Below are 12343 nucleotides of genomic sequence, written 5' to 3' on the forward strand. Positions count from 1 at the left end.
CATGCAATTAAGCGAAGTACTTTCATTGGACTGCACCAAAAGTGCAGTCCAATGCACAAGCAAAAAAAGAGCCCTTGAGCTCATCAGCCAGATAGCAGCTGAGAGCTGCGGTCAAGATTCAACAGAGCTATTTGAGTGTATGTTGAGCCGTGAGAAGATGGGCAGTACCGGTATTGGTAATGGTATCGCGATTCCCCATGCTCGTATGAATGTCAGTGATAAAGCGATAGCTGTATTACTGCAATGCCAAGATCCTATCGAATTTGATGCGATTGATAATCGTCCTGTCGACCTACTATTTGCCCTGCTTGTTCCTAGCGAACAATGCAAAGAGCATCTAAAAACCCTTTCTTGTATGGCAGAACGACTAAACGACAAGCAGACTCTTAAACAGCTGCGTAATGCTCAGAGCGATCAAGAGCTTTACGACATCATGATTCAAGTACCAACTTGCGAGCAATAACATGCGATTAATCGTGGTTAGTGGCCAATCAGGGGCCGGTAAAAGTGTTGCGTTACGAGTCCTAGAAGACTTGGGGTATTACTGTGTCGATAATCTACCAGTAAACCTGCTCAACAACTTTGTCGAATCGGTACGCGAAAGCAACCAAAACGTTGCGGTAAGTATTGATATACGTAACCTACCGAAAGAGCCTCAGTTAGTCACCGACACGCTCGAGCAACTCGAGTCAGCTACAAACATCGATGTTGATGTATTGTTCCTCGATGCCAGCAAGCAGACACTCCTTAAGCGCTACAGCGAAACCCGCAGAATCCACCCTTTATCAATTGGCCAAGAAAAGCTCTCTCTTGAGCAAGCGATTGATTTAGAGAAGACACTTCTGACACCTCTCGCAGAGCACGCCAGCATTGTGATCGACAGCAGTGACTGCAACCTCTACGAATTGAGTGAAAAGGTTCGATTTAAAGTTGAAGGCAAAGAGAAGCAAGAGCTGATCATCGTCTTTCAATCTTTCGGTTTTAAGTATGGCCTGCCAAGTGATGCCGACTACGTGTTTGATGTTCGCTTTTTGCCGAACCCTCACTGGGAACCGGCACTACGAACACTAACCGGTCTAGATGCTCCAATTCACTCCTTTCTTGAAGAACACTCCGAAGTTCTGGAACTCAAGCAGCAGATCCAAGGCTTTGTTGAACAGTGGTTACCAATGTTAGAGAAAAACAATCGCAGTTACCTAACGGTCGCGATTGGCTGTACTGGCGGCAAACACCGTTCGGTTTATCTAACTCAGAAAATTGGTGAGTACTTCGAGCAGCTTGGCCATCAAGTTCAAATCAGACACGCCTCCCTAGAGAAGCACCAACAGGGCTAACCATGGAATTAACTCGAACTGTACTGATCCAAAATCGCTTGGGTCTTCACGCTAGAGCAGCCGTAAAGTTGGTTGAGCTTGCACAAAGCTTTGATGCAACCATCACTATCCATAGCGAAGAAGATAAAACAGCGACAGCAGACAGCGTAATGGGGTTACTTATGCTGGAATCAGCGCAAGGGCAACATATTACTATTCAAGCAGCAGGCACCGATTCACAGCAAGCACTGGATGCCGTCTGTCATCTCATTGAAGACAAGTTTGATGAGGGTGAGTAGCGAAAACGCTTCACTCGCAACGCCTAAGACTCAAACAACGAACCAACCAATATTAAATCTTAGTTCTATCTAAGTTTATGATTTAAATAAGCCCCAGAATTAAGTTACTATTCCAACCATTGTTAGAATAATGAGATAGGAGGAAAATATGGCAGAGCAATTAGAATTCGACCAAGCTCACCAAACCCTCCAAGAAGTCAGCGAAGCCCTAGAAAACGGCCGATTTGTTCACGTACGCCGACAACTTCAGGACATGGAGCCTGAAGATATTGCACACCTTTTAGAAGCCTCCCCTCGCAAAAGTCGTGACGTACTCTGGCAACTCACCGATCCTGAAGACTACGGTGAAATTCTTGATGAACTAAACGAAGACGTCAAAGATGCTCTTGTGTCAAAAATGGCACCAGAGACCTTAGCAGAAGCAACCGAAGGCATGGAAACCGATGACGTCGCGTACGTACTTCGAAGCCTACCCGACGATGTTTCTCGCGAAGTCCTTTCTCAAATGGACTCCGTCGATCGTGCATTAGTTGAAACTGCCCTGTCGTACCCTGAAGATTCAGCGGGTGCGATCATGAATACCGACGTAATCACGATTCGTGGTGATGTCGATGTCGACGTTGTATTGCGCTACATGCGTATGCGTGGCGAACTGCCTGATGCAACTGACGCTCTGTATGTTATTGATGAAGAAGAACGTCTTATCGGTAACCTATCACTTACCACGCTAGTAACGACTCAACCTGATGTCCCTGTTTCAGAAGTGATGGATGATGCCGACGAAGCGATCGCGGTAGAAACCAGTGCATCAGATATCGCGAGCCTGTTTGAACGTCGTAACTGGGTTTCTGCGCCTGTCATCGATAGTAACCAGCACCTTGTTGGTCGTATCACCATCGATGACGTGGTTGATGTTATCCGTGAAGATGCCGAGCACTCAATGATGAGTATGGCGGGTATGGACGATGACGAAGATACCTTCGCACCAGTCGTAAAATCCGCTCGTCGTCGTAGTGTGTGGCTTGGTGCTAACGTACTCGCGGCACTGGCGGCAGCATCTGTATCAAACATGTTTGAAGCAACGCTCGACCAAATGGCAGCGATTGCGGTTCTAATGACGATTGTACCTTCAATGGGTGGTGTTGCCGGTAACCAAACCGTTGCTCTGGTGATTCGTGGTTTGGCACTCGGTCATATCGGTGACAGTAACAAACGCGAACTACTACTCAAAGAGGCGGCCATCGGCTTCCTAAACGGCGTTCTATGGGCCGTTATCATTGGTGGTATTGTGGTTGCTTGGAAAGGTAACTGGATACTGGGAGGCATCATCTCAGCAGCGATGATGACCAACTTGATTGTCGCCGGTATCGCTGGTGTAACCATCCCTGTGATGCTGAAGAAGATGAATATCGACCCAGCCCTTGCTGGCGGTATGGCACTGACCACAGTAACCGATGTTATTGGCCTATCGGTGTTCTTAGGCTTAGCCACCATACTTATCTAGCTTGATTACCGACTCGGTAAATACAAAAAGGGAGCCATTGGCTCCCTTTTTAATGCATCAGATTTAAGCTTCAGGCCTAAATCTCATGTTTAAACTGAAGCAAATTAGGCAAAATTACTCACCCGCGACTTTCATCGACTCAAGCAGGATAGAACCCGTTTGAATTTGCGAACGTGTTTCTACGTCGTTACCTACAGCAACAATCTGAGTAAACATGTCTTTTAGGTTACCGGCGATTGTTACTTCTGAGACTGGGTATTGGATCTCCCCGTTCTCAACCCAGAAACCCGCAGCGCCACGAGAGTAATCACCCGTTACGGTATTAACGCCTTGGCCCATCACTTCAGTCACTAGGAAGCCAGTCCCTAACTCTTTTAGCATCTGCTCAAAGTTTTGGCCGGTAGATTTAACGAACCAGTTATGAATACCACCCGCATGGCCTGTTGGTGTCATGTCCATTTTACGTGCTGCGTAACTCGTCAGTAGATAAGTCGCCAGAACACCATCAGTGATGATTTCGCAATCTTGAGTGAACACACCTTCGCTATCAAATGGGCTTGAAGCCAAACCACGCAAGATATGTGGTCGCTCAAAAATGTTAAACCAGTCAGGTAGGATTTTCTGACCGAGATGATCCAATAGGAATGACGACTTGCGGTAAAGGTTACCGCCACTGATCGCCATAACAAGGTGACCAATCAAGCCAGTTGCCACATCATTAGCGAACATAATTGGGTACTGGCCTGTTGGTAGCTTTTTCGCATCCAAACGGCTAATGGTCTTTTCTGCAGCTTCTTGACCTACACGCTCAGGCGTCCACAGCTCGTCACGGTGACGTGCAACGGTGTAGCTGTAGTCACGCTCCATCTCACCGTTAGCGCCTTGTCCAATTACACAGCAGCTCGTGCTATGACGACTAGAAGCATAGCTTGCTAGTAAGCCATGGCTGTTACCATAAACCTTAACGCCATAGTGGCTGTCGTAGCTTGCGCCATCACTCTGTTTGATCTTATCGCTATAAGCTAACGCTTGCTTCTCAGCAGCAATCGCAATCTCAGCGGCATAGTCAGGGTTTGGTTCATCAGGGTGAAAAAGATCCAAATCTGGAATTTCTTTTACCATGTATTCTTTTGCCGCAGGACCGGCAAATGGGTCTTCAGAAGTGTACTGAGCGATATCAAGTGCGGCCGCGACGGTTTGAGCAATCGCCTTTTCACTCAGATCAGATGTAGATGCGCTGCCTTTTTTCTGGCCGCGATAAACAGTAATACCTAGCGCACCATCACTATTAAATTCAACGTTTTCCACTTCACACATACGTGTTGAAACACTTAAACCCGTTGACTTAGTAATAGCGACCTCAGCTGCGTCTGCACTCACTGATGCCATATCCAACGCTTTAGCTACTGCGGCTTCTAGCTCAACTCTTTGCTGGGCGACTTGCTGTTTTACATCCATATCTATTCTAATTTTTTAGGTCAATATTACGTAGGATAACAAGAATTTCGCTTTCTCCCCAAGATTCTTGCTAAAATAGGCAATATATTCGTTTGAGATAGTGACATAGGCAGAAAAGATGGCTCGCAAAAACCAAAAAGCCCCATGGGAACCAGAAGAAGAAATCATCTGGGTAAGTAAGACAGAAATGAAAACCGACATGGAAGCGCTACAAAAACTGGGGGAAGAACTTGTTTCCCTGAAGCCTTCTGTATTAGACAAGTTTCCTCTGTCTGAAGATTTGGCACAAGCGATTAAAGATGCACAACGCTTTAAAAATGAAGCGAAGCGCCGTCAACTTCAATACATTGGTAAAGTAATGCGCAATGTTGATCCTGAGCCAATTCAAGCGGCTTTGGATAAAGTACGTAACAAGCACTCGCAAGCAACCGCTGAACTGCACAAGCTTGAGCAACTGCGTGATCGCGTTGTTGCTGAAGGCGATGCTGCCATTTCAGAAGTAATGGAAATGTACCCTGAAGCAGACCGTCAGCGTCTTCGTCAGCTAGCTCGCCAAGCTAACAAAGAGAAATCAGCGAACAAGCCTGCAAAGTCTTCTCGTGAGATCTTCCAAATCTTAAAAGAGCTAAAGCTAGAAGACTAATCTTTGTCGCTTTATTCTGTAAGACAATAAAAGACCTAGCGCATGCTAGGTCTTTTTGTTTTTGACGCACTCGATATCAAGAAGCACTCAATATCAATAAATACTCACAGGAGTGATGAGTCGTCACTCACCCGCTTTAACAAATGAGCTTAATTCTGTCTGTGGATGATCCGCCGTCAGTGCCTCTATCGAGTCTTCAACCAACACCTTACCTAGCGCCACAAACACAAACTTATTCGCGATACTGCGTGCGTCACCTAAATGGTGAGTCACCATCAAGACCGTAATATTTCGCTCTGCCGCTAATCGCTTCACTAAGCTAAGCATCTCTTCACGCAGCAAAGGGTCAAGCGCAGAGAAAGGTTCATCAAGCAGCCAAATATCATGAGGTTGGACAAAACAACGCGCTAACGCGACACGCTGGCGTTGACCACCGGATAAGTGCTCAGGCAATCTATCCAAATACTCTGCAACACCTACTTGTGCGGCTGCTTGCTCAACTTTGAGCTTTTGGGTTGCCGTAAGCTTTAATCCCGGGTGCAGACCTAAACCAATATTTTCACTCACCGTGAGATGGGCAAACAGGTTGTGCTCTTGAAACAACATCGCCAACGGACGCTGATGTGCTTCTTTACCAATAAGCGACTGCCCAGCCACTGATATCTCACCCGATGTAGGCTCGATGAAACCAGCAACTAGCGCCAACAGTGTAGATTTACCCGCACCACTCGGCCCCATAAGCGCAACAATATCGCCCTGCTCAGCTTGAAAATCAAAGCTAAACAACTCTCTGTGATAATGGTAATCCACATCTTTCATCACTAACATCATCGGTTCCTTAATTCTTTAGCATCGAGCTTAGATCTTCGAGTAAATAAGAATTCTATTAAGCTAAAACTGCCGACACTCAGTAACAGTAAGCTCACAGAAACTACCGCCGCCGCTTCCATTTGATAACTGCCTAACAATTGGAATAGGTACAAAGGCAGAGTTCTAAAATCTTGGCTACCAAACAAAGCAATCGCGCTTAAGTCACCCATCGCCAACATAAAGCTAATCGAGAAGGCTTGCGCCATCGGCTTACGCAATGCTCGCCACTCCACTAACCTAAAACGCGTGAAACCTGTCATACCCAAGCTTGCACACACATACTGGTACTGCTGAGACAAATGCAGCATAGGTTGAGCTAGGGTTTTAATTACGTAAGGCAGCGCCATTAAGCTGTTGACGGCAATCACGATAAAGAAAGCTAAACTGAATACATCGGTGAATGAACGCAGTAATAAGAAGATACCCGTACTGATCACCAGCCCCGGAGTCACCAAGATAATAGTGCCAATCAGCTCGATTTTATCGGCTCGAAAATTCTTGTTCTGTAAACGCCATGCTCGGCTAGTCAGTAGTATGGCGATACCAATACCAACTGCGATAACACTTGCTAATGACGCGACTTTAACCGAGGTCATTAACGCCGCCCAAAACGGCTCGCTGCTGAGTACGGTTAATGCCTGCGAGTTAATTCCACTGACGATAACCATAGCTAATGGCGGCAATACCAGCATTGAGACTATGATGATCCAAAAGCTATCCCAAGCTTTTGACCACCAGCTGTCCTTAACCAAATATTTCTCTTCCGACAGCTGACTGGCCGTCACTGAAATAGGCTTCGATAGGCGTTGAATGCTCACCGCTAGCACACCACACAGCAGCATTTGCCATATCGCGAGCAAGGCACCAGCTTGAAGGTCAAAGTCGAATTTAATCGCCTGATAAATAGCGAGCTCGATAGTGGTTGATTTAGGTCCACCGCCTAGCGCCATCACGGTAGCAAAGCTGGTAAAACACAACATGAAGACTAAGCCACACACATGTGGTAATTGCTGTCTTAAGCGAGGCCATTCAACCCATCTGAATTTGTTCCAATGACTCATACCCAAGTGAGCACAAAGCTTGTGTTGCTCGGCAGGCACGGTATCTAACGCTTGCAGAAGTAAGCGACTGGCATAAGGCAAGTTGAAGAAAACGTGCGCCAGCAAAATACCATTCAATCCGTATATGGAAAATGGCAATTCAATATCGAAGTTCGCCAAAAACTTAGCTAACCAACCACTATTGCCATAGATCGCAAGTAAGCCAAATACACCCACTAACACTGGCAGGACTAAGGTCGACGCGAACAGCCTTAACAACAAAGCGCGTCCAAAAAATTGTCTACGACACAGCGCATGAGCAATAGGTATAGCAAAGCCAACACTCAGCACCGTTGAGAGTGTCGCCTGATAAAAACTGAATTTCGTTACATGCCAATAGTAGGGATCGGACCATACTTGGCTGATATCAAGAGAAGGGGCATTGCTAAGCAATGCCCCAACTGCTGAAACCACGAAGGCGGTAATGAGTATCGCTACCCAAATCCCAACCTTAGGTGTTTTCTTTATCATAGATTGATTTTTTACCGTAAATGGTTCGCTCAGTTAACATCGAACAAACCTTTAAATACAGAAAGTTAGAAAGCTAATTTTTTAAAAGCAAATTAAAAAGTAAGTGCACTCTGCCATTCACGAATCCATGGCTTACGCTTAGCTGCAATTTCTTCGGGCGTAAAGCTTAGCGCTTTCTGAGGAACCGTAAGTTGCTCGAACCCTTTTGGAAGCTCAATATCGGTCACTGGGTACATCCAGTTGCCTGTTGGCATCGCCGATTGGAATTCATCACTTAGGATAAACGCCATAAACTCATCAGCAAGCTTTTCGTTCTTGCTGCCTTTAACCTTAGCGGCCACTTCCACTTGAGTGTAATGCCCTTCTTCGAAGCTTGCTGCTGCATACTTAGAATCGCTTTCAGCAATAATGTGGTAAGCCGGAGACGTTGTATAAGACAACACTAAATCCGACTCGCCTTCTAGGAACATAGAGTAAGCTTCAGACCAGCCTTTGGTTACAGTCACTGTTTTCTGAGCAAGCTTCTTCCATGCTGCTGTCGCTTCATCACCGTATACTGATTTCATCCAAAGCATCATGCCTTGGCCTGGTGTTGATGTACGTGGATCTTGGTAGATGACCTTAAGATCATCACGCTGCTCAACCAGTTCTTTCAAGCTCTTCGGCGGGTTTTCCAGTTTCTCTTTATTGTAAACAAAAGCAAAGTAGCCAAAGTCATAGGGTACAAAAGTGCTGTCGTTCCAACCATTAGGAAGCGTTACCGATGACGTATCAACATTATGCTCAGCCAATAAGCCCGTCGCTTTCGCTTCAGCCATCAGGTTGTTGTCGAGACCTAGCAAGATATCGGCTTTGCTGTTGCCGCCTTCAAGACGTAAACGGTTCAGAATAGACACGCCATCTTCTAGAGCGACAAAATTCACATCACAACCACACTTCTCTTCGAATGCTTTTTCAACGGCAGGACGAGGGCCCCAATCCGCAGCAAAAGAGTCATAGGTGTATATAGTCAAAGTGTTGTCTGCAGCAAAGGCAGAAAAAGAAATAGCTGTAGTAACAGCAAGGGTAGTTAATGTGAATTTCACTGGACGCTCTCCATGGTCTGAGCGGCACAGGTTTGAGGGAGGAGAACGGTAGAGGTTGTTCCTAACTCAATTCCTACGCCAGCATTATCTGGTTCAGGTTTACGGGTCCCAAGCACCTGCTTGATCTCAGCTCGCATTCATTATTTGAATGGTTCGCTCCCCGATGAGTGTTCAGAATTGTAATTTGATTTTTAACAATAAGCTATCAAGTTTGGATCAATTACGTTGATCGTAACCCCAACGTGGCACTAAACCTTGTTCGATACCAAGGTGATCTAGAATACGCGCCACCATAAAGTCGACCAGATCTTCAATTGACTTGGGTTGATGATAAAAACCCGGAGCTGCAGGCATGATCGTTACGCCCATGGTCGAAAGTTTGTGCATGTTCTCGAGATGAAGCGTCGAAAATGGCGTCTCGCGAACCACCAACAACAATTGGCCTCGCTCTTTCATGACTACGTCTGCTGCTCGCTCAATCAGGTTATCTGATAGACCATGAGCAATCGAAGCCAAGCTTCCCGCTGAACATGGACAAACGACCATCTGTTTAGGTGCTGCTGAACCAGAGGCAACCGGCGAGAACCAATCATCTTTGCCACACACCACCAGCTTTTCAGGGTCGCAGCCAAGATGTTTAACCAAAGCTTGTTTCGCCGCATCTGGCCCAGCAGGTAACTTAAGTTCATGCTCGGTCGCCAATACCACTCGCGCTGCCGATGAAATCAGCAAGTAGACCTGATAATCGGCTGCCAAAAGGCATTCAAGTAAACGCAGGCCATAAGGCGCACCGGATGCGCCAGTGAAAGCAAGGGTTATCGCTTTATCGTGTTTTGTCATGTTCTCAATTACTTCAAATTATAAGGTCGTGGATGCCGTTAGCCTTTGAGTGCCAATCCATCCAACAGTTTTTGATGAATGCCACCAAAGCCACCATTACTCATTACCAAAATTTGGTCGCCAGCTTGTGCCTCTGAGACAATTTTAGCAACGAATGCATCCATGTCATCACTCACGTGTGCCGGTTGGTGACAAGCGTCTGCAACATCTTGAACTGACCAATCAATGTTATCCGGTTGGAATAAGTAGGTAGAATCCGCTTGTTTAAGCGAATCAGCCAAGGTTTCTTTATGCACACCACGTTTCATGGTGGCGGAACGAGGCTCTAAAACGGCAATGATTTTTTTCGAGTCGACCTTATTACGTAAGCCGCCGAGCGTAAGTTCAATCGCCGTTGGGTGATGAGCAAAATCATCATAAACAGACACACCTGCCACCTCGCCTTTAAACTCCAAACGGCGCTTAGTATTAATAAAGGTAGCTAGTGATTCACAAGCAAGGTCAGGTGTCACGCCCACATGACGTGCAGCTGCAATCGCCATCAAAGCATTATTTACGTTGTGGTCGCCCACTAAATCCCAATTTACGGTTCCAACACATTCATTTTGGAAGTAAACCTCAAATTGAGAGCCATCTTTGACCAGTTTCTTGGCATCCCAGTCGCCTTGCTCGCCACTCGATTCAGTTTCACTCCAGCAACCGCGAGCTAGAACATCTTCAATAGCGCTGTCTTGCTTAGGTGAGAAAATGCGACCATTGCTTGGCACAGTACGCACCAAATGATGAAATTGTCGCTTAATCGCTTCAAGATCGTCAAAGATGTCCGCATGATCGAACTCTAGGTTATTCATCACTAAGGTTCTTGGGTGGTAATGAACGAACTTAGATCGTTTATCGAAAAAAGCACTGTCGTATTCGTCGGCTTCTACCACGAAGAACATGCTTTCACCAAGGCGAGCAGAGATACCAAAGTTACCCAACACTCCGCCAACTAAGAAGCCCGGTGCATAGCCACAGTCTTCCAAGATCCAAGCCAACATACTGGAAGTTGTGGTTTTACCGTGAGTACCGGACACCGCAAGAACCCAGCGGTCATGCAATAAGAACTCTTGCAGCCATTGTGGACCAGAGGTGTATCTAAGGTTGTTATCCAAGACATACTCAACACATGGGTTACCACGGCTCATCGCATTACCGATAACCACCAGGTCAGGCCTAGGCTCTAGTTGGCTTGGGTCGAACCCTTCAATAATTTCAATCCCTTGCGACTCTAACAAGGTGCTCATTGGTGGGTAAACATTCGCGTCACTACCCGTAACCTTGTGACCTAATTGACGAGCCAATACCGCAGCACCACCCATGAAGGTGCCACAAATTCCTAAGATATGAATATGCATAAATTGCTTCCAAAACGCTTGGCTAAATTAACAGTGGCTAAATTAACAGTGCCTAATTAAAACGGCTTGTACTCATTATCATTAAATGACGCTTAAAAGCGAGCAGCAATGCAAAACAAATTGAGTCGACATAGTAAGTGAGATCTGTGTCGCTTAGTTCATTACCATTAAAAAGATCTAACCTTTAGAATTTAGGTAAGCGTCTAGATGAATAAAGCCCACTTAAGAGGCAAATTCTATGGTGCTCAAATCCCCCCTAATATTCAGAGAAGTTTAAGGAAATAACATGTCTGAGATGCGCACCCTTGGTGAGTTCATTGTTGAGAAACAGAGTGACTTTCCCCATGCAAGTGGTGATCTATCATCCCTTTTGTCATCAATTCGTCTTGCTGCAAAAATTGTTAACCGTGAAATCAACAAAGCAGGTCTTGTCGACATTACTGGCGCTGTTGGTACAGACAACGTTCAAGGTGAAGAGCAGCAGAAGCTAGACCTTTATGCGAACGACAAATTTAAAGCGGCTCTAGAAGCTCGTGACCAAGTTTGTGGTGTTGCAAGTGAAGAAGAAGACGAAGCGGTTGCCTTCAATAAAGAGCTCAACAAAAACGCAAAATACGTCGTGTTGATGGACCCACTTGATGGTTCATCAAATATCGATGTAAATGTATCGGTTGGTACGATTTTCTCTATCTACCGCCGTGTCTCTCCAATCGGAACACCACCGACTCAAGAAGACTTCCTGCAACCAGGTCACAAACAGGTAGCTGCCGGCTACGTAATTTACGGTTCTTCAACCATGCTGGTTTACACAACTGGTGCTGGCGTAAATGGTTTCACCTACGATCCATCTCTGGGTACTTTCTGTCTATCTCATGAAAACATGATGATTCCAGACGAAGGCAAGATCTACTCGATCAACGAAGGTAACTACATCCGCTTCCCAACCGGTGTTAAGAAGTACATCAAATACTGTCAGGAAAGCGAGCCAAGCGATAACCGCCCTTACACGTCACGTTACATTGGTTCTCTTGTGTCTGATTTCCACCGTAACTTGCTAAAAGGCGGCATCTACTTATACCCAAGTACAGAGAGCCACCCTCAAGGTAAATTGCGTTTGCTTTATGAATGCAACCCTATTGCTTTCCTTATGGAGCAAGCTGGCGGTATTGCATCAGACGGTGCACAGCGTATCATGGATATCAAACCAACTGAGCTACACCAACGTGTGCCTTTCTTCGTTGGTTCAACAAAAATGGTACGTAAAGTAGAAGAGTTTCTTGAGCTGAACCCTGAGTAACCCTCTCATTTCATTCTCAAACTAACGCTATTAAAAAGCCAGCACCTCATGAACTGACCCCCAATA

General features: G+C 45.9%; 12 protein-coding genes and 1 riboswitch. Of the genes, 6 read left to right on the forward strand and 6 right to left on the reverse strand.

Annotated features, from left to right (window positions below):
* Position 1 precedes the first annotated feature (1 nt).
* The 4 genes from ptsN to mgtE all read left to right on the forward strand — a co-directional run bounded on the left by ptsN (position 2) and on the right by mgtE (position 3116).
* On the forward strand, positions 2 to 463 hold the full coding sequence (ptsN, locus tag AB4274_RS20080; RefSeq protein WP_004738707.1) for a PTS IIA-like nitrogen regulatory protein PtsN: 462 nt from the start codon (positions 2 to 4) through the stop codon (positions 461 to 463).
* A 1-nt stretch (position 464) separates the two neighbouring features.
* Positions 465 to 1334, forward strand: coding sequence for an RNase adapter RapZ (gene rapZ / locus AB4274_RS20085; RefSeq protein WP_372113032.1), 870 nt, complete (start codon positions 465 to 467; stop codon positions 1332 to 1334).
* Positions 1335 to 1336: 2 nt separating this feature from the next.
* Positions 1337 to 1612, forward strand: a complete 276-nt coding sequence (locus AB4274_RS20090) for an HPr family phosphocarrier protein (RefSeq protein ID WP_017066670.1) — start codon at positions 1337 to 1339, stop codon at positions 1610 to 1612.
* Positions 1613 to 1760: 148 nt separating this feature from the next.
* Complete coding sequence (gene mgtE, locus AB4274_RS20095; protein WP_017058911.1) at positions 1761 to 3116, forward strand: magnesium transporter; 1356 nt, start codon at positions 1761 to 1763, stop codon at positions 3114 to 3116.
* Between the two features lie 114 nt (positions 3117 to 3230).
* Here the strand turns inward: mgtE and pmbA are convergent, their stop codons facing one another.
* On the reverse strand, positions 3231 to 4574 hold the full coding sequence (gene pmbA / locus AB4274_RS20100; RefSeq protein ID WP_372113034.1) for a metalloprotease PmbA: 1344 nt from the start codon (positions 4572 to 4574) through the stop codon (positions 3231 to 3233).
* A 118-nt stretch (positions 4575 to 4692) separates the two neighbouring features.
* On the opposite strand from pmbA, the gene yjgA reads away from it, so the two are divergent.
* Positions 4693 to 5217, forward strand: a complete 525-nt coding sequence (yjgA, locus tag AB4274_RS20105) for a ribosome biogenesis factor YjgA (RefSeq protein ID WP_017063733.1) — start codon at positions 4693 to 4695, stop codon at positions 5215 to 5217.
* A 123-nt stretch (positions 5218 to 5340) separates the two neighbouring features.
* Here the strand turns inward: yjgA and thiQ are convergent, their stop codons facing one another.
* The 5 genes from thiQ to mpl form a co-directional block, all read right to left on the reverse strand.
* Entirely contained in the window at positions 5341 to 6045 is a 705-nt protein-coding gene (thiQ, locus tag AB4274_RS20110) for a thiamine ABC transporter ATP-binding protein (protein WP_137001871.1), read from the reverse strand.
* The gene (gene thiP, locus AB4274_RS20115) at positions 6045 to 7658 is read right to left on the reverse strand and encodes a thiamine/thiamine pyrophosphate ABC transporter permease ThiP (RefSeq protein WP_017058907.1); all 1614 of its coding nucleotides are present in this window, start codon (positions 7656 to 7658) and stop codon (positions 6045 to 6047) included. The genes thiQ and thiP overlap by 1 nt, the downstream gene beginning before the upstream one ends.
* Before the next feature lie 92 nt (positions 7659 to 7750).
* Positions 7751 to 8743 carry a thiamine ABC transporter substrate binding subunit gene (thiB, locus tag AB4274_RS20120; RefSeq protein WP_102320274.1) on the reverse strand — a complete coding sequence of 331 codons (993 nt, stop codon included), beginning with the start codon at positions 8741 to 8743 and terminating at the stop codon, positions 7751 to 7753.
* 53 nt (positions 8744 to 8796) lie between these two features.
* Positions 8797 to 8916: riboswitch (TPP riboswitch) on the reverse strand.
* Positions 8917 to 8959: 43 nt separating this feature from the next.
* Entirely contained in the window at positions 8960 to 9583 is a 624-nt protein-coding gene (locus AB4274_RS20125) for a flavin prenyltransferase UbiX (protein ID WP_016787846.1), read from the reverse strand.
* A gap of 38 nt (positions 9584 to 9621) precedes the next feature.
* A complete protein-coding gene (mpl, locus tag AB4274_RS20130) occupies positions 9622 to 10980 on the reverse strand; it encodes a UDP-N-acetylmuramate:L-alanyl-gamma-D-glutamyl-meso-diaminopimelate ligase (RefSeq protein WP_017071296.1) in 1359 nt (452 codons plus the stop codon).
* A gap of 286 nt (positions 10981 to 11266) precedes the next feature.
* Here mpl and fbp point away from each other — a divergent pair, with 286 nt between their 5' ends.
* Positions 11267 to 12277, forward strand: coding sequence for a class 1 fructose-bisphosphatase (gene fbp, locus AB4274_RS20135; protein WP_008220458.1), 1011 nt, complete (start codon positions 11267 to 11269; stop codon positions 12275 to 12277).
* The last annotated feature ends 66 nt before the right edge of the window (positions 12278 to 12343 follow it).

The organism is Vibrio sp. 10N.261.55.A10, assembly GCF_041470825.1.
In the GTDB taxonomy this organism is placed as follows: domain Bacteria; phylum Pseudomonadota; class Gammaproteobacteria; order Enterobacterales; family Vibrionaceae; genus Vibrio; species Vibrio crassostreae_C.